This is a genomic window from Shewanella sp. SR1, from assembly GCF_020447145.1.
GTDB classification, from domain to species: Bacteria; Pseudomonadota; Gammaproteobacteria; order Enterobacterales; family Shewanellaceae; genus Shewanella; species Shewanella baltica.
Genome location: NZ_JAJAEF010000018.1, coordinates 40,874 through 59,338 on the forward strand (window position 1 = coordinate 40,874; position 18,465 = coordinate 59,338).

General features: G+C 47.5%; 17 protein-coding genes and 1 pseudogene. 1 reads left to right on the forward strand and 17 read right to left on the reverse strand.

Annotated elements, in window-relative coordinates:
- Positions 1–116: 116 nt before the first annotated feature.
- The 11 genes and pseudogenes from KV201_RS16095 to leuS form a co-directional block, all read right to left on the reverse strand.
- On the reverse strand, positions 117–1,292 hold the full coding sequence (locus KV201_RS16095) for a serine hydrolase (RefSeq protein ID WP_012089944.1): 1,176 nt from the start codon (positions 1,290–1,292) through the stop codon (positions 117–119).
- Between the two features lie 141 nt (positions 1,293–1,433).
- Complete coding sequence (locus tag KV201_RS16100; RefSeq protein ID WP_226059914.1) at positions 1,434–2,267, reverse strand: septal ring lytic transglycosylase RlpA family protein; 834 nt, start codon at positions 2,265–2,267, stop codon at positions 1,434–1,436.
- Positions 2,251–3,320: pseudogene (gene mltB, locus KV201_RS16105) on the reverse strand (lytic murein transglycosylase B). Before mltB ends, KV201_RS16100 begins: the two are co-directional and overlap by 17 nt.
- Positions 3,321–3,336: 16 nt before the next feature.
- Positions 3,337–4,443, reverse strand: a complete 1,107-nt coding sequence (gene rodA, locus KV201_RS16110; RefSeq protein WP_006082754.1) for a rod shape-determining protein RodA — start codon at positions 4,441–4,443, stop codon at positions 3,337–3,339.
- The gene (gene mrdA / locus KV201_RS16115) at positions 4,440–6,296 is read right to left on the reverse strand and encodes a penicillin-binding protein 2 (protein WP_006082753.1); all 1,857 of its coding nucleotides are present in this window, start codon (positions 6,294–6,296) and stop codon (positions 4,440–4,442) included. Before mrdA ends, rodA begins: the two co-directional genes overlap by 4 nt.
- Before the next feature lie 61 nt (positions 6,297–6,357).
- Positions 6,358–6,828, reverse strand: coding sequence for a 23S rRNA (pseudouridine(1915)-N(3))-methyltransferase RlmH (rlmH, locus tag KV201_RS16120; RefSeq protein WP_006082752.1), 471 nt, complete (start codon positions 6,826–6,828; stop codon positions 6,358–6,360).
- The gene (gene rsfS / locus KV201_RS16125) at positions 6,828–7,157 is read right to left on the reverse strand and encodes a ribosome silencing factor (protein ID WP_226059915.1); all 330 of its coding nucleotides are present in this window, start codon (positions 7,155–7,157) and stop codon (positions 6,828–6,830) included. Before rsfS ends, rlmH begins: the two co-directional genes overlap by 1 nt.
- 107 nt (positions 7,158–7,264) lie before the next feature.
- Positions 7,265–7,915, reverse strand: a complete 651-nt coding sequence (gene nadD, locus KV201_RS16130; RefSeq protein ID WP_011847537.1) for a nicotinate-nucleotide adenylyltransferase — start codon at positions 7,913–7,915, stop codon at positions 7,265–7,267.
- Between the two features lie 24 nt (positions 7,916–7,939).
- Entirely contained in the window at positions 7,940–8,971 is a 1,032-nt protein-coding gene (holA, locus tag KV201_RS16135; protein WP_011847536.1) for a DNA polymerase III subunit delta, read from the reverse strand.
- A 53-nt stretch (positions 8,972–9,024) separates the two neighbouring features.
- Entirely contained in the window at positions 9,025–9,519 is a 495-nt protein-coding gene (gene lptE, locus KV201_RS16140; protein ID WP_006082748.1) for an LPS assembly lipoprotein LptE, read from the reverse strand.
- 169 nt (positions 9,520–9,688) lie between these two features.
- Positions 9,689–12,268: a leucine--tRNA ligase gene (leuS, locus tag KV201_RS16145; RefSeq protein WP_226059916.1), complete on the reverse strand. Its 2,580-nt coding sequence runs from the start codon at positions 12,266–12,268 to the stop codon at positions 9,689–9,691.
- A gap of 121 nt (positions 12,269–12,389) precedes the next feature.
- On the opposite strand from leuS, the gene KV201_RS16150 reads away from it, so the two are divergent.
- Entirely contained in the window at positions 12,390–12,890 is a 501-nt protein-coding gene (locus KV201_RS16150) for a zinc ribbon-containing protein (RefSeq protein ID WP_006082746.1), read from the forward strand.
- Positions 12,891–12,988: 98 nt separating this feature from the next.
- On the opposite strand, the gene KV201_RS16155 is transcribed toward KV201_RS16150, so the two are convergent.
- The 6 genes from KV201_RS16155 to KV201_RS16180 all read right to left on the reverse strand — a co-directional run bounded on the left by KV201_RS16155 (position 12,989) and on the right by KV201_RS16180 (position 18,355).
- Positions 12,989–13,648, reverse strand: a complete 660-nt coding sequence (locus tag KV201_RS16155; protein ID WP_006082745.1) for a methyltransferase — start codon at positions 13,646–13,648, stop codon at positions 12,989–12,991.
- A gap of 198 nt (positions 13,649–13,846) precedes the next feature.
- Positions 13,847–14,350, reverse strand: coding sequence for a Tfp pilus assembly protein FimT/FimU (locus tag KV201_RS16160; protein ID WP_226059917.1), 504 nt, complete (start codon positions 14,348–14,350; stop codon positions 13,847–13,849).
- Between the two features lie 10 nt (positions 14,351–14,360).
- On the reverse strand, positions 14,361–15,935 hold the full coding sequence (lnt, locus tag KV201_RS16165) for an apolipoprotein N-acyltransferase (RefSeq protein WP_226059918.1): 1,575 nt from the start codon (positions 15,933–15,935) through the stop codon (positions 14,361–14,363).
- Between the two features lie 6 nt (positions 15,936–15,941).
- A complete protein-coding gene (gene corC, locus KV201_RS16170) occupies positions 15,942–16,817 on the reverse strand; it encodes a CNNM family magnesium/cobalt transport protein CorC (protein ID WP_006082742.1) in 876 nt (291 codons plus the stop codon).
- 40 nt (positions 16,818–16,857) lie between these two features.
- Positions 16,858–17,319 (reverse strand): rRNA maturation RNase YbeY, encoded by a 462-nt coding sequence (gene ybeY / locus KV201_RS16175; RefSeq protein ID WP_107948754.1) that lies wholly within the window; start codon positions 17,317–17,319, stop codon positions 16,858–16,860.
- Positions 17,309–18,355: a PhoH family protein gene (locus KV201_RS16180; protein WP_226059919.1), complete on the reverse strand. Its 1,047-nt coding sequence runs from the start codon at positions 18,353–18,355 to the stop codon at positions 17,309–17,311. The genes ybeY and KV201_RS16180 overlap by 11 nt, the downstream gene beginning before the upstream one ends.
- Positions 18,356–18,465 lie beyond the last annotated feature (110 nt).

The window sequence follows — 18,465 nt, forward strand, 5'->3', positions numbered from 1 at the left end:
GTACTCTTAGCGGCTATATTGGGATATATATGGTGACGATTATACCCGATTCAAGGGCGATGCACTCCCCAAAAAAATAAAGCCACCCGAAGGTGGCTTTATTTATGTGACTTAGCTTAGCTAAACCATCCAGAAAACATCTGCTTAAAGTAATCTACTAATTTACTAAACCAGCTGCCTTCGTTGACTTCTTGCAACGTCACCAGTGGGAACTGGGCGATGTCTTTACCATCAAGTTGGAAGAATAGACGGCCAACAGTTTCACCTTTCTTTAAAGGTGCATCTAATGGCTTAGTCAGCTCGAAGTTAGCTTTCAAGTCTTTACCACGGCCACGGCTGATGGTGATAGGTGTGTCAGTTGCCACGCCTAAATCAACCGTGCTCTTGTCGCCGTACCAAATTTGCTGAGTGATAAAGCTATCGCCCGCCTTGTATGGTGTTACGGTTTCGAAGAAACGGAAGCCATAGGTCAGTAATTTCTTACTTTCAGCTTTACGGGCAGATTCACTTTGAGTACCCATCACCACTGAAATTAAACGCATGCCGTCTTTGGTTGCCGATGCCACTAAGTTGTAGCCCGCACCTGAGGTGTGACCGGTTTTTATACCGTCCACGTTCATGCTGTTATCCCACAATAAACCATTACGGTTGTATTGTTTGATACCATTGAATGTATAGAATTTTTCGCTATAGATGTGGTATTCATCTGGCACGTCGCGGATTAACGCAGCTCCCAGTAATGCCATATCATAGGCGGTTGATTTGTGGTTTTCTGCATCTAAACCGTGGGCGTTTTCGAAGTAGCTATCACGCATCCCCAGTTGCTTCGCCCATGAGTTCATCATGTCAACGAAGGCGCCTTCAGTACCGGCAATGTGTTCAGCCATCGCCACACACGCATCGTTACCCGATTGAATGATGATACCGCGGTTTAGATCGCCCACTTTAACCGTAGTGCCCACTTCAATGAACATCTTAGAAGAGTCAGAGAAGTTTTTAGACCAAGCATTTTTACTGATAGTCACATCATCATCAACGGAGACATTGCCCGCTTTGATTTCTTGACCGATCACGTAACTGGTCATCATCTTAGTTAAACTGGCTGGGTTAAGGCTTTCATAAGCGTTACTTTCAGCGATAATCTGACCCGAATTATAATCCATCAATACGAACGCCTTGGCGGCTACTGAAGGTGCATCAGGTGTAATAATAGGCTGCGCAGCATAAACGGGGAGAGAGGCACTGGAAATTAGCAGCAATGTTTTAATGGGACTTTTTACAAAATTCATCATTAACTTGGCACGTCTTTTAGTTGTATGAAATGGAAAGGATTCGAGAAGATCTTCAACAGTGTACCACTTTCCGACAGTGGGTTTTAGTGAAGGTTCCTTCATCTCTATTTTTAAATCAATTCTGATCAGAGCAAACGGCCATTATTCATGGACGATATAGCCCTCAGGAAAACCGTTTTGCTTGACGTTATTGAGTAGCTTGTCGGCTAACTCTGGCTGACCTATGGGGCCGAGCTGTAGTCTAAACATATTGTTTGCCGCTTGTACACGGGTCTTGACCTGATATTTCTGTTCAAGCTCTTTCGCCATGGCATTGAGTTTGGCCCTATCTTTGGAGGCCACTAACTGAATGTAATGATTGCCCGTATCTTGCGCGCTGACTACGGCCGAATTAGTAGCTGCAACACTGCCAACATAAACCACATCCAATTTGATCCGCGCTGTGCCTTTGCCGAGCATGCCGAGTTTATAGGCGGCGGCATAGGAGACATCGAGAATACGATCTGAGTGGAATGGTCCACGGTCGTTGATGCGAATGATCACTTGCTTATTGTTATCTAAGTTAGTGATCCGAGCGTAACTTGGCAGTGGCAGTGTCTTATGGGCACCCGACATGGAATACATGTCATAGGGCTCGCCATTAGAAGTCTCGTAGCCATGGAATTTCTCTCCATACCAAGAGGCGCGGCCAGTTTCACTAAAGCCTTGGCCCGTGTTCATCACAGTATAAGACTCGCCATAAACCGTATAGGGCTTGTTGCCACGGCGGCTATAAGGCTCGTACTTAGGCGTCGCGTTCGGCACATTATCCACATTCGGTGGATTCAGCGGCAGCTTGTCATTCTTCAGCGAATAACGGCCCTTGTTCGGGTCCATGTTTTTCTTGCTGGCGTTGTTTGGGCTTGAAGAACACGCCGCAAGGGCGAAGCACATAACCAAGGCGGCAAGCTGTAAAAGATTATTTTTTAGAGGCATGCTGTTCTTTTAATTGTTGGCTAAATTGATAAACGGCCATTGAATACAAAGGGCTACGATTATAACGAGTGATCACATAAAAGTTATTTAAGCCAAGCCAGTAATCACTGTGATCCGCTTGTTCAAGCTCAATCAGTAAGGCTTTTTGCGAAACATCTAAGTCCCGCGCATCGGCTAAGGCTAAGGTCGGCGTTAAAATATCTGCAACTTTATAGTTCAGCTTTTCACCTGCCCACACTTTCGCTTTAGGTGCAGTTTTGCTGTTATTCACTAACGGTAAAGCGACCGGCGCATTGGCTTGCCAACCGTGTTCGTGGAAATAATTGGCCACACTGCCGATGGCATCCTCAGGACTTTGTAATAAATCGCGGTTGCCGCTGCCATCGAAATCAACCGCGTAATGGCGGTAACTTGAGGGATAAACTGGCCATAACCCATAGCGCCTGCGTAGGAGCCCTTGAGGGTATCTATATCTAAATGTTCTTCTTTCACTAACTTCATCAACTCGCCAAATTCCTTACGGAAAAAGGTGGCGCGCGGCGGATAGTGAAACCCTAAGGTATAGAGGGCATCAATTACGGGATAATTGCCCGTGTATTGGCCGTAGAAGGTTTCAATGCCGATAATGGCGACAATAATCTGTGGGTCAACTTTGTACTTAGCCGCGGCTTTCGCGATGGGTTTCTCGTGTTTTTTCCAAAAGGCGAGACCAGCGTCGAGGCGTTTCTCGGTTAAGAAGATGGGATAATACACATGCCAAGGTTTTGCTTCCCATGGACGGGTCATCGCATCGATAACCCCTTGGTTGTATTTTGCCTTGTCGAGAAAAGCGAGCACTTCTGCACGAGTAAAACCTTGTTTTACTTGAGCTTGGATAAACTCTTCTTTGAGTTCAGCGGGAATTGTGGGCGCGACTTCAGCGGCCGGAGCCACTGGCGTGCTTGGAACGGGTGCCTGCGCGGGTGTCGGTTCGTTCGCCGTGGTACAGGCGACTAACAATGAACTAAAACACAGTAAACCGAGTGGAGCTAAAAAAGCTCGGAGAGTAGGCATGAAAAGTCCCTAAAAATTATCTATCTACGAAACGTCTATGGGTATGAATGCTCATAAGAATGCCAAACCCTGTCATCAATGTCAGCATGGAGGTTCCACCATAACTGACAAGGGGCAGTGGTACACCTACCACGGGCAGGATACCTGAAACCATGCCAATATTCACAAAAACATAAACGAAAAAAGTTAGCGTGATACTACCGGCCAGTAGTCGAGCGAAGCTGGTTTGGGCGCGCGAAGCAATGACTAAGCCGCGGCCAATAATATAGAGGTACATAATTAACAGTAAGATACTGCCAATTAAGCCAAATTCTTCACCGATCACCGCAAAGATAAAATCGGTATGACGTTCAGGGATAAATTCAAGCTGTGACTGAGTGCCGTCGAGCCAACCTTTGCCCCAGAGTCCGCCGGAGCCGATAGCGATTTTCGACTGAATAATGTGATAACCCGCGCCGAGGGGATCTTGCTCAGGATCGAGCAGTGTCAATACCCGTGTTCTTTGGTAATCGTGCATCAAGAAATACCAAAGGATAGGCAGGAAGGCGAGCACTGCGGCGATAAAGCCACCAACAATGAGCCAGCTCATGCCGGATAAAAACAGCACGAAAATGCCTGATGCAGCCACCAAAATCGATGTGCCGAGGTCGGGTTGTTTAGCGATAAGTAGAGTCGGCACCAGCAAGATCACCGCCGCACCCGCAAGATAGCGCTTCTTCGGCGGCAGAGGGAACTTACTGATATACCAAGCCATAGTGATAGGGAAGGCGAGTTTAATCAGCTCTGAGGGTTGAAACTCCATAAAGCCTAAGTTCAACCAGCGCTGCGCGCCTTTGTTGATTTCACCGAAAAAGTGCACCCCAAGCAGTAAGACAATCCCCGCCAGATAAATGGGTAAGGCCCAGCGTTTAAGCGCCTCAGGATTGATTTGCGCCATAGTGAACATGATGCCGAGCGACAACACCATACGGAACAGCTGCCGCTCCATCATCTCTAAATCTTCGCCGCTGGCAGAATAGATGACGAACAGGCCAAAGCCCATCACAGCCAATAGGCCGAGCAATAATGGTAAGTCTATGTGCAAGCGTTGCCAGATGTTTTGATATTGGCTATGGGTACTCATGGTTGCGGTTTCCAAGTATCTCTAAGCATATATTCATCGAGCATGGCGCGAGCGACAGGGCCAGCATTTGCGCCACCCCAACCAGCGTTTTCCATCACGACGGCGAGGACGATTTTAGGATCTTCGAAGGGCGCATAGGCCACAACTAAGGCATTATCGCGGAAATGTTCGGCAATTTTACTCGCATCGTATTTGGTATTTTCTGCTACGCCAATAACCTGCGCCGTACCGGTTTTCATCGCGGCGGTGTAAGTGGCATCGGTAAAGCGTGATTTATTCGCCGTCTGGCGCATCGCTTCGTTGATGATATTCCAGTTACGGGGACTATTAAGCTCAATGGGTGGCAACTCATTAATCGGTGAGTCAATCTTGGCCGTATTGTCTTTAATGGACTTCAGCAGATGCGGCGGAAAACGACGGCCTTTGTTAGCCATGATCCCAACGGCATTCGCCAGTTGTAATGGGGTTGCAGTCCAATAACCTTGGCCAATACCGACGGAAATGGTATCGCCTATGTACCAAGCTTGATTGTACTTTAAGCGTTTCCATTCTTTGGATGGCATGTTGCCAGAAGATTCTTCAAAGATATCGATTCCGGTATTTTGACCAAAGCCAAATTGCTCCATAAAACGGGCAATATGGTCTACCCCAACTTTGTAGGCGAGTTCGTAGAAGAAGGTATCGCAGGATTCGGTAATGGCACTGTAAACGTTAACCCAGCCGTGTCCCCAGCGTCTCCAGTCACGGTACTTACGTTCGACACCGGGAATTTGCCAAAAACCAGGGTCCCACACACGGGTGCTCTCGGTAATGACTTTTTCATCTAAACCTAAGAGTGCGAGATGGGGCTTGATGGTTGATGCGGGCGCATATTGGCCTTGGGTCGCACGGTTGATTAACGGGCGTGATTTATCGTTGAGTAAGGCGCTGTAATCTTTGTTATTAATTCCTTGCACAAATTGGTTTGGATCGTAGCTTGGGCTCGACACCATAGCTAAAACGCCACCGTCACGGGGATCAATTGCAACAATAGAACCGCGCAGACCTGTGAGTAGCTCAACTGCTTTTTGCTGCAGCTTGAGATCTAATGTCAGGTAAATATCTTGCCCCGGCTCTGGCGGCACAATTTTTAAGGTGCGAATCGCGCGGCCGCGGTTGTTCACTTCTTCTTCTAAGTGACCCGGTTTGCCATGCAGTAGGGATTCATAAAATTTTTCAATGCCTTGCTTACCAATGTCCTTGGTAGCAGCATAGTTTTTCCACAGATCGCTGCGCTCTAACTGGGCGCGATCTCGGGTGTTAATCTTGCCGACATAACCCAGTACATGGGTGATTTGCGCGCCGTAGGGGTAGTTACGCTTCAGACCCGCTTCGACTGAAATGCCTGGAAATTTATGTTGGTTAACACTGAAAATCGCCACTTGCTCTTCGGTCAGTTGGTTTTTCAGCGTCAGTGGTTTGAAGCGGCGATGAAATTTCAGCGCTTCGGTAAAGGTTTCACGCTCATCCTCACTGATCTCAATTAACTTGCCGAGCTCATCTAAGGTCTCTGACATGTTGCTGATTTTTTCGGGAACTAGATCGAGTGAATAGAAGGGTAAGTTTTCAGCTAATAGTACGCCGTTACGATCGTAAATGAGACCACGGCTAGGAGCAATTGGGACAACGCGGATACGGTTATCATTCGAGCGAGTTTCATAATCCTTATAGGATTCAACCTGTAAATGATAAAGGTTGGTGACTAACACGCTTAATAGGGCGAAAACGCAAAAAAAGGTGAATAGCGCTCGGCGCTTAAAAAGAGACGCCTCGGCGGCGTGATCATGCATTGTTATCCGCTTTTTTGGCGACACTTATGCTATCTCCGGCTGATCCCATGACGGGTGGTTGACACTCGTTAACATCAAGATCCCGCTATTCTCTATGGTAGGGGTGATTCGTGTTCACGCTCCACGCGCGGTACAAACTTTCGGCGACCACAACCCGTACTAGGGGATGAGGTAAGGTTAATGCCGACAGGCACCAACTTTGGTTTGCCGCTTCTTTGCAAGCTGGCGCTAATCCTTCCGGTCCGCCAATCAGTAAACTGACATCGCGACCATCCAGTTGCCATTTAGTCAACGCGGTTGCTAGCTCGGGGGTCGTCCAGTTTTTGCCAGGGAGATCTAAGCTAACAATATGATTGCCTTTGGGAATAGCCGCCAACATTTGTTCGCCTTCCTTTTGAAGGATCCGGACAATGTCGGCATTTTTCCCCCGCTTTCCAGCGGGTATTTCGATGAGCTCCAGCGCCATATCACGGGGAAAACGGCGCTGGTATTCTTCGAAACCACGGGTAACCCAATCGGGCATCCGTGTTCCTACTGCGATGAGCTGTAACTTCATCAGTCTTGCTTTTCTGACCAGAGCTTTTCAAGCTGGTAGAAATCACGGGTTTGATCTTGCATAACGTGCAGGATCACATCGCCCATGTCCACAAGAACCCACTCGCTGCTTTCGCGGCCTTCAACACCTAAAGGTGGAATACCGGCTTTTTTCGCTTCAACCACAAGGTTTTCGGCGATAGCTTTAACGTGAGTCTTTGATGTACCTGAACATATGGCCATGTAGTCAGTGATGTTAGATTGCTTGCTGACATCCAGAACAACAACGTCTCTGGCTTTCAAGTCGTCGATCTTGTCGACAACAAACTGTTTTAATTCCGCGCTCTGCACGCTGGCGTACCTCATTAATTTTAAATAGCGCGGTAGTATACCAGTGTTGCTGCTGGGAATACATTGCCATTGGCAGTTGAGTTGGCGATATCTGCTTACGGTTCGAGCTAAGGTAAGTAAAGTTGTTGATTTTGGATGTAATCTAGCGTGACGGGCATGAGTAAATCGACGGGAATTTCGCCTTTTGCCAGTTGTTCGCGGATTTGAGTCGAGGAAATATCCTGTGGCGTAATTGTCACAGGGAAAATCTGCCCACTGTTTTTATGGGTATTTTTAGCATGCCCTTCGTGTGTTTCTTGGTGCGCGTGACTGCGGGCCGTCAATATCTGCTGCATAGGATGCGCAGCATCGAGCTGCCAACCGGGGCGCTGGCAGACAACGAGGTGGGCAAAGTCGAATAGGCGTTGCCACTCATACCAGCTTTTTAATTGGATGAAAGAGTCCATCCCCATGATAAAAAACAGCTCATCTTCAGGATGTAAGCTTTTCAGTTGCTCAAGGGTGACCACTGTGTAGGAAGGCGTGTCGCGCTTTGCTTCGATATCGCACAGCTCAAAGCCATCAAGCTGCGAGCAGACATCGGCAACCATCTTGAGCCGCTGCGCTGTGGTTAAGTTAGGCTGCTGTTTATGGGGTGGAATATGGTTCGGCATCAGTAGGATTTTATCCAAGGCTAATGCGTGTTTTACTTCAATCGCCGGACGGATATGACCATAGTGTATCGGGTCGAAGGTGCCGCCTAAAATACCAATGCGCATATCAACTCTTTGGTTAACCTATGATTAGTCTATGGCTATATGTGCCAGATGCCGATGGGCTCTAGGATCAAATAACAGACACAGGTGGGTAAGACCAGTCCAATCCTCTTTACCCTGCTGCTTTAAGTTGAGCTCAAGTTTCGAGGCAAGGGCGAGCATGTGTTCTAACTGTTCGAGGCTAAGTCGTTGCAGCGCCGCTTGATACAGAGGTTTACGTTTATCCCAAATTCGATGTTTACTCCAGAGCGCACTCAGCGCGACGCCTTGGGCTTGCTCGCATTTCAAATTGAATAACAAGCCGAGCTCTTTAAACAAGGCCCACAGCAGGATAGGTAAGGCTGTGCCTTCGCCATTGAGCTGGGCCAGCATGTGCTGCGCGCTATCTTGTTTATTATTCAGTAATGCATCCGTGAGTTGGAATACGGTGAAGCGTGACTGATCCTCAAAATAGTGGCTCAGTTCATCGGCACTGACGGGATTTGTTGGACTCAGGAGTTGCAGCAACTGCATGGCTTGATCGGCAGCCAGTAAATTGCCTTCATATAGCGAATGCAACATAGCGCGGGCATCCGGCTGCAGATTGAGCTTAAAGTGCTTGATGCGGCCATCGAGCCAGCGCATAAACTGATCGCCCTCTGGCGTAGCGCAGGGCAGATACATGCCATGGGCATCTAAGGTCTTAAACCATTTGCTGTTGGTTTGCTCGTTGGCGAGCTTTGGCCCTTCGATAATCAACAGCATATCGGGATTGGGCGTCTGCAATAGGGCTTGCAGTGTGCTTGAGCCTTCGGCACCGGGCTTAGATTGTGGAAGGGTTAACTCAATCAGACGCTTACTGGAAAACAGGCTCATGGCCTGCCATTCCTGAGTCAAGTCGTTCCAATTAAAGCCCGTCTCTTGAATGAGTTGGACTTTTTCATCGAAACCCTGACGCTTGGCGAATTGGCGGATCTGATCTTTGGTGGTTTCAATCAACCAAGGATCATCCCCAAAAATCAGATAACAAGGAAATAACTGGTTGAGGTGGCGGGAGAGTTGATCGGGATAGACTCTCATTTAGTTGATTATCCGCATTTAGTAGATTATCCGCATTTAATTGATGACCCGCATTAATTCACCTCAGTACTGGCCATCGCTTGCAGAATACGATCCGCAGCTTGGATACGCATTTCCTTCGTCAGCAATTCCATTTCACGACTCTTTGCCAATGCGGTACGTGGATCGTCTAAGTAGTCGCGGCGAATTTCAACCTTGAAAGGCTGCGCTTCTTTGCCCGGCAGTGCCACAGCAAATTCGACTAAATAAATCAGCTCATACTCGGCGACGTTACCTGTGGGGTACAAAGATAAGGTCGAGCGTTCTAGAGAGTCGGTGATTAACCTTAATACTGGAACGTCATCGGCGGCGTCGACAACTTGGATATTGTTCAAGCGCAGGCGTTCACGCACCAAACGGGTGAGTTCGCTGTATTCATCCGCGCTGCTCAAACTCAAATGATTGAGAACATCGGGGATCTGATAACTGCGTTGAAGCTTAAAACCGCAACCGGCGCTGGTCATCATCACTAGCGCCATGATTGCGAAGCATATGCGTTTGATTAGCATAGATTTCGCGGTTTCCTATTCGTTGTATACCTGCTGGCTTGAAGCGGCAGCTTTGTTGGCGGCTTTCAAGTAACCCAATCACTTAGAAAACTTAAGCTCATGGGCTGTTGTTAATTGCCGCCTTGCTGCCACTTCAATAACTTAGGGTATAGCTAGTTATTAGCAGCGGTTAATTGGCCACTATGCTAAGCAGTTTGCCCGGCACATAGATCACTTTACGCACAGTCAGGCCGTCTAGGTATTTGATCACGTGCTCATCACTCATGCCTAAGGCTTCTACTGATTCTTTATCAGCATCGGCAGCCACTGTGATTTTTGCGCGAACTTTACCGTTAACTTGCACAACGATGAGCTTGCTGTCTTCAACTAGCGCAGCTTCATCAACGACTGGCCATTGGCTGTCTTCGATGTTGCTTGCATTGCCTAACTCGTTCCACAGGTTAAAGCTCACATGCGGAATGATAGGGTACAGCAAACGCACTATGGCGGATAAGGCTTCACCGATAATGGCGTTGTCTTGACCTGTGGTTTGTGGCGCTTTTTGCAGATGGTTCATCAGTTCCATCACGGCGGCAACCGCAGTGTTGAACATCTGACGGCGGCCGATATCGTCGGTCACTTTAGCAATCGTCTTGTGGACTTCACGGCGCAGCGCTTTTTGGTCGCTTGTTAACGTGCTGACATCTAAGGCTTCGCTGTTAGCTTGGTTCACATGCTCGTTTGCCAGTTTCCACAGACGTTTAATGAAGCGGTGTGCGCCTTCAACGCCAGACTCTTGCCATTCCAGAGTTAATTCTGGTGGTGAGGCGAACATCATAAATAGGCGAACGGTATCGGCGCCGTATTTTTCGACCATGACTTGAGGATCGATACCGTTGTTTTTCGACTTAGACATCTTGCTCATGCCAGTATAAACCAGCTCGTTGCCGTCTTTGTCGATAGCCTTAGTAATGCGGCCCTTGTCGTCTTTTTCTGTGGTCGCTACATCTAAAGGAGAAACCCACACACGGGCGCCTTTTTCATTGATGTAGTAGAAAGCATCGGCCAACACCATGCCTTGGGTCAGCAGTTGTTTGGCTGGCTCGTTAGAGTTAACCAGACCTGCATCACGTAGCAACTTGTGGAAGAAGCGGAAATATAACAAATGCATACAAGCGTGTTCGATACCGCCAATGTATTGATCCACAGGTAGCCAGTAGTTGGCTTTAGCAGGATCTAACATTTCGTCCGCATGCGGGCTGCAGTAACGGGCGTAATACCAAGACGATTCCATAAAGGTATCGAAGGTATCGGTTTCGCGCAGCGCATCTTGGCCGTTGACTTGGGTTTTCGCCCATTCTTTATCGGCCTTGATTGGGCTTTGAATACCGTCCATCACGACATCTTCTGGCAGTAATACTGGCAGTTGATCTGCTGGCGTTGGGATCACAGTGCCGTCGGCTAAGGTCACCATAGGGATGGGTGCACCCCAGTAACGCTGACGTGAAACACCCCAATCGCGTAGGCGATAGTTGACTTGGCGCTTGCCTTTACCTTCGGCGACTAACTTGTTAGCGATGGCATTAAAGCCCGCTTCAAAGTCTAAACCGTCAAACTCTCCCGAATTAAACAGTACGCCTTTTTCGGTATAAGCGGCTTCGCTGATATCAACGTCGCCATCAACTGGCTTGATCACAGCTTCAATCGCCAGGCCGTATTTTTTCGCAAATTCGAAGTCACGTTGATCGTGGCCTGGAACTGACATTACAGCGCCGGTGCCATAGTTCATCAACACAAAGTTAGCTGCCCAAATCGGGACTTGCTTACCAGTGATAGGATGAATGGCGAAAAGCCCTGTGGCGACACCGCGTTTTTCCATGGTCGCGAGTTCGGCTTCAGATGTTGTGCTGTTTTTGCACTCATCGATAAAGGCGGCAAGCTCAGGATTATTGTGCGCGGCGATTTCAGCCAATGGATGACCTGCAGCAATCGCCACATAAGTCACGCCCATTAAGGTATCAGGACGCGTGGTATAGATATCGAAGCTTTTATCGTGGCCTGCGACGCCGAAGGTCATTTCTACACCTTCGCTGCGACCAATCCAGTTACGTTGCATGGTTTTGACCTGATCAGGCCAACCATCTAAGGTATCGATATCGTTTAATAATTCTTCTGCATAGGCAGTGATCTTAATGAACCACTGTGGAATTTCTTTTTGTTCCACAGGGGTATCACAGCGCCAGCAGCAACCGTCTTGAACTTGCTCGTTCGCCAGTACGGTTTCATCGTTTGGACACCAGTTGACTGAAGCTGTCTTTTTATAGACTAGGCCTTTCTCGTACAACTTAGTGAAGAACCATTGTTCCCAGCGATAATATTCTGGGGTACAAGTGGCGATTTCACGGCTCCAATCGTAACCAAAACCCAGCAGTTTCAGCTGGTTCTTCATGTACTCTATGTTTTCATAGGTCCATGGCGCAGGCGCAGTCTTGTTGTTAATCGCGGCATTTTCGGCGGGCAGACCAAATGAGTCCCAACCGATAGGCTGGAGCACGTTTTTGCCTTGAAGACGTTGAAAGCGTGCAACTACGTCACCTATGGTATAGTTGCGTACGTGTCCCATGTGGAGTCTGCCAGAAGGGTACGGAAACATCGAAAGGCAATAAAACTTTTCTTTGTTTGCGTCTTCAGTGACTTCGAAGGTTTTGTTGTCATGCCAGTGCTTTTGCACTAAGGCTTCAATTTCTGAGGGATTATATTGCTCTTGCATCACTCTATTTCCGGCAGTGCCGCCTATTATTTGATCTAACGCCATATCAGCGCGAGTAAGATCTGCATAGAATAAACTAGAAGCGATGCATTAAAAAGGTTCGTATGAAGGAGTATTGGTTATGAATGATAGAAGTAACGTGTTACTAGGACTGTATCAAGCCTTAATTACCGAAGTGAAAGCTCAATTTGCAGAAGATAACACGCTGACTGTAAAGAACTTATTTAACTCTGTCACTCAAGGTAAGGAGTTTTTACGTCTTAAACAACAGGCTGGAGAAGATGAGCTCGCTTTAGTAGAACAATTCTTAAAACGTGATATTACCAGTTTTCTTCGCGAGCAGAACGCCGATAGTCTGAGCCACAGCCAAACTGTGATTACTTTGGAGAATACGCTTTGGCATTGGTTGGGTGAAATAACCGATCGCAGCCAAGTGGAATGGCATGAATTAACGCAAGATTTTAAGCAAAATGGTTATTACAAAAGTGGCGACATAGTAAGTCAGGGCATCATGGTATGCACTAACTGTGGCAATGAAATGAGTATTGAATTTCCGAGTCCCATCCCTGATTGCCCAGAGTGTGATCACGAAGAATTTACCCGTGAGCCGCTAACGCCTTAGTCGCGTTAACGATCTTATTTCGTTAAAACGACGCATCTGCGTCGTTTTTTTTGATCAATTAAACCGAAATCACCGCTATCTTGGTTAATCAGACAATATCAGCTGTTCGTACGACAGTAACTGAGGATTTGGCCACCGAAAGGCGCCAATAAGAATTCAGTGTGAATGGGTTTATGTTGTGTGTGTTCGTAACCTAAGGTGACCATACGTTTACTGAATTTGGCATGATTACCACGACCGGGATCGACCAAGACCACATCGCAAACCGGTTTAGCATGCTGCTCAATAAATTGTGACAACAGATCGGCATGTTCTTGTTCGTACAAGAGATCGCTACCAATGATCAGATCAAATAAGCCTAAATTCGTTTCTGCATCTGCCCAGCCAGTACGCACAAACGGGATCGCCCGACCATGATTTAAATCGACATTCTGCTTAAGGAAATTTCCTGATTCTGGGTGATAGTCGGTTGCTGTGATATCGGCGTGCCTATGGTTGAGCACTAGACTCGCGAGCCCAATACCACAGCCCACTTCAAGAATACGTTTATTGCCAATTTTGTAGTCTGCCATGTGGTGCGAGAGCACTTGGCTCGATGGCCAGACTATGCCAAATAACGGCCAAGTTGCGGAGGAAATACCGAGCTTTTCAGCTTCGCCATCGATGTCGTCAAATTCCTGATTATCTCTTAGGGTTCTGACATGAATATCGAGATCGCCAAACTCGTGAGTTTGGTAGCGCACGCGAAGCAGTGCAATAGAGTTGCCTTGATGTGTACCTTAGTTAAGGAACGAGGTAATGGTACCAATCTATTGGCTATGCAGACACAGTAACAGCAACAGTAACTATGATTGGTATAAGGCCACGTCTAATCGTTCACCTTAACGTGGAACGCGCAATCAGCCTAATCTATTCGCAGACAATTGCGGGATAACACAGGTTAACTGAGTGTCAGCCTAACAACCTTGGGTGTTGACATCATATAGCGGCGGGGTGTTGGCATCGCTGGCTTGGGTGTAGCGGAAATAACATTGATCGTCATCCACTAAGGTATTGTTGTTAAGATCGTAACCTATGTAAGTGATATCAACGCCTTGATATTGAATGATGAGCTTATCATCTGAGGTTATCCAGTTTTCCACATCGGTATTATCAAGGTAACCCCATTTCAATCTGGTATCGGGCGTGCCATCACCATTGAGGTCGATATCAATAATATCGTCGCGGCCTGCAACGGCTTGGCTTCGCAGGCTGGGCATTTGGGTTTTTGAGTAGGCGAGTGTGTTGGCGGTTTTTACGCTGGCCTGTAATTGGCTCAAGGTTTGTACCCGAGCCTCTTTACTCAAACCGATAAATTTAGGCGCGGCAATCACTGCCAAGATCCCAAGTACAATAATCACCACGACCAGTTCTATCAAGGTAAAGCCAGCCGCATCTTGTTTATTGATTGGGTAATGCATGGTCTCGATCCTATTGCGCTTTTACACGTCGGCCAAAGCCGAGTAATACCAGTAAGCCACAGAGTAGCAGCAGGGGTGTTTGACCTAATTTTGCGAACCAAGTTTGGCCTGTCACCAAGGGAATGGTTGCGCTTAGCACGCCTGTTTCAAACTGGGGTAAGGATGCTGTGATATTGCCATGCTCATCGACTACCGCTGTCACACCATTGTTGGTTGCCCGCAATAAAGGGCGCCCCAATTCAACTGCGCGCATTTGGGCAATTTCCATATGCTGCAATGGGCCGTTTGAACTGCCAAACCAAGCGTCATTTGAGACAGTTAACAGTATATCTGTCCCTTGATTAACACTGTCGCGTAACTGCTCTGGGAAGGCAATTTCATAACAAATCGCGGGCGCAATTTTATGGCCTAGGGCACTTAGATTTGGCTGTTGATATTCGCCTCTGGCAAAGGAGGACATAGGCAAATTAAAGAAAGGCGCAATCGGGCGAAGTAGCGCTTCAAACGGCACAAACTCGCCAATCGGCAACAGATGATGTTTCTTAAATTGATTGCTGCCATCGCCCTCATAGTCAGGGCCAGCTTGTTGTTTCTGATTATGATTACCGAGCACAATCAATGAATTATAAAACTCATTATTTTGATGGCTAATAATGCCAGTGATGATTGACGTATGGTTTAGATTGGCGACTTTATTGGCGTTATCTAAAAATTCTTGCACCATAGATTCTGGCGCGGGAACTGCCGCTTCTGGCCAAATAATGATATCGGCATCAAAATGTTCGCGGGATAAATCCATGTATTTTAATAGGGTCGGCCACAGGGCGTCGGGTTCCCACTTCATGCTTTGGGGAATATTGCCTTGCACCAGTGCCACTTTAACATTTTCACCCGTAGGATGAATGTCGGAAACCTTAGGTGCAGCCCAAACGGCCAGAATACTGAGTGGCAATAAAAGCAGTAAACTCTTATAACGCTTAGTAAAAAAAAGGGCTAATGCACCAGCGAGCATGGCCAGCACAAAGCTTAACCCGAGTGCGCCTATGATACTGGCAAGGGGTTTAAGCGGCCCTTGGGTTTGCGAGTAACCGGCCCATAACCAGGGGAAACCTGTCATCACCCAGCCACGAGCCCATTCGGTCAAGGTCCACAGGGCGGGAAAGAGGGCGAGATTACGCCAAAGGCTAAACGTGGTTTCGCCATTTTTACAGAGCGTTTTAGTTAACCAAGCCAGCGCTAAACCTGTTAGTGCCGGATATAAGGCTAAGTACAAAGCCAACAAGGCCATCAAGCCTACGGAGGCGATGAGCGGCATACCACCAAAGGTATCCATACTCACATGTACCCAGCTGATCCCTACGGCAAAACAGCCAAATCCAAAGCTTAACCAATAGTAAAAGCTCGCCTTAGCGCCAAGTGCTCGGCTGTGCCAGAGGGCAATCGCCATGGCAAACGGATAGATTATCCAAATGGAATAGGGCGCAAATGAAAGCGCCGTACTGGCGCCAAGGGCAAATGCCAGTACGAGTCTCAAAGCACTAGGTCGGGACTTTTGTTGGGCAAAAGCCCGGATTTGTTTTAGCACGAGTGATTATTCTACGTCTTCGCCAGTATTAGGATCGGGGAGTTTAACTCTGAGTTGGATTAAACGCCTTGTGTCAGCATTAATAACTTTAAATTCAATGCCTTCAATGATGATGCTCTCGTTGCGTTCTGGCAGATGGCCAAATGCGTGTGAGACTAAGCCACCGACGGTATCAAACTCTTCATCGCTGAATTCAGTATTGAATTCTTCGTTGAAATCTTCGATTGGCGTCAAGGCCTTAACCATATAAACCGTGTTGCCGACTTTGCGGATCTCGGTTTCTTCCGTGCTATCGTGGTCGAATTCGTCTTCAATCTCACCGACAATTTCTTCCAAAATATCTTCGATAGTCACCAGACCTGACACACCGCCGTATTCATCGACCACAATCGCCATATGGTAGCGCTGTGAGCGGAATTCTTTTAGCAATACATCGACGCGTTTGCTTTCGGGTACAACCACAGCAGGACGGATCACCCGATCCAGTGAGAAGGGCTCATCACTGTTGGAGAAACCGTAAGGGATCAAATCTTTAGCAAGCAAAATGCCTTCGATATGGTCTTTATCTTCGTTAACGACGGGGAAGCGCGAGTGACCTGAACCAATCACAGTGGCGAGTAATTCTTCGACCGAGTTGTCTATCTGGAGGGCGACAATTTGAGCTCTTGGGATCATGATATCCCGAACACGCATATCAGAAACGTCTAATACACCTTTTATCATCTCGCGGGTGTCTTGAGTGATCAGATCGCGCTGTTCTGCACCATCAATCACATCGACTAAATCTTCGCGATTTTGAGGTTCGCCCTGAAATAGCTGACTTACTCTATCAAACCAACCTTTCTTGTGGGCGTTCGTACTCGGGGGGATATCGTCACTCATAGTTTTCTCATTAGCTTTTGATAGGGATTATCTTAGCTAACTATTGTTCCTTATATGGGTCAGTAAAGCCTAAGCCTTCAATGAGTTGGGTCTCTAACGACTCCATCTCTTCAGCTTCTTCATCTTCGATGTGATCATACCCTAGCAGATGCAAGCAACCATGTACAACCATGTGTGCCCAGTGCGCTTCTAAGGTTTTTTGTTGCTCACGGGCTTCATTTTCAACGACTGCCGCGCAAATGACAAGATCTCCTAGTAAAGGAAGTTCAATTTCTGGCGGTGCCTCAAAGGGAAATGACAACACATTGGTCGGTTTGTCTTTGCCGCGGTAGGTGCTATTGAGCATCTGACTCTCGCGGCTGTCGACTATACGTATAGTTAATTCAGCTTCATCCATGCTATTGCCAATCGCGGTTGTGACCCAAAGGGCGAATTGCTCGTCCGTTGGCAACCAGTCGCAGGTGGTGGCATGTTGAATATCTAAGGCTAAATCAAGACTCATGTGCTGCGGCTTCCTGTTGTTTCAGGTATTGGCTTTCTTTCTTGACCTTTAAGGTTTGCTCTTTTAAATCAAAGGCCTCATAGGCTTCGACGATGCGAGCAACCACAGGATGGCGCACGACGTCTTGGGAGACGAAAAAGTTAAAGCTGATTTCTTCTACTTGGCTTAACACTTCAATCGCGTGGCGTAGGCCGGACTTTTGATGTTTAGGCAAGTCGGTTTGGGTGATGTCGCCGGTGATCACGGCGCGGGAATTAAAGCCGATACGGGTAAGGAACATCTTCATTTGCTCGATTGTGGTGTTTTGGCTTTCATCGAGAATAATAAAGGCATCGTTCAAGGTGCGACCGCGCATATAGGCAAGCGGCGCCACTTCGATGACGTTTTTCTCAATTAGGCGTTCCACTTTTTCAAAGCCGAGCATTTCGAATAGTGCGTCATAAAGTGGACGTAAATAAGGATCGACCTTTTGACTCAAATCACCGGGTAAGAAACCGAGTTTTTCACCCGCTTCTACCGCTGGACGAGTCAGCAAAATACGGCGCACTTCTTGGCGTTCTAACGCATCTACTGCCGCTGCTACCGCAAGATAGGTTTTGCCGGTTCCCGCAGGACCAATACCAAAGGTAATGTCGTGGCGCACAATATTGGCCACATATAGGCTTTGGTTTGGATTGCGTGGCTTAATGACGCCGCGGCGGGTTTTGATATTAATGCTGCTGTCGTCGCTCGCGTCTTCTTGCTCTAGGGCGATGGCTTCTTGAATGGCGATATGGACTTGTTCAGGTTCAAGATCGGGCGTGCTGCCTTTGACCGTTTGGGTCTCGATATAGAGTTCTTTGAGTAAGTTGTTGGCGCTTAAACAATTGCGTGGCAGTCCGGTGATCTGGAAATGATTGTTTTTACGAACGATTTCAACGCCAACGCGACGTTCTATCTGCTTGATATTGTCATCGAATGGACCGCACAGTGAAGCCAAACGGCGTGTTTCTGCGGGTTCGAGATACAGATTCATGGTAGTTAATTTACTGGACAAATAGCACTCCCAATAGCGAATAAGAAAGCAAGGTACGAGGTTGGTTAACCATCGCAAGATAATTTTAGTTTACGAGCCATGGCCGATAATTGCTAACGGAAAATAGCAAT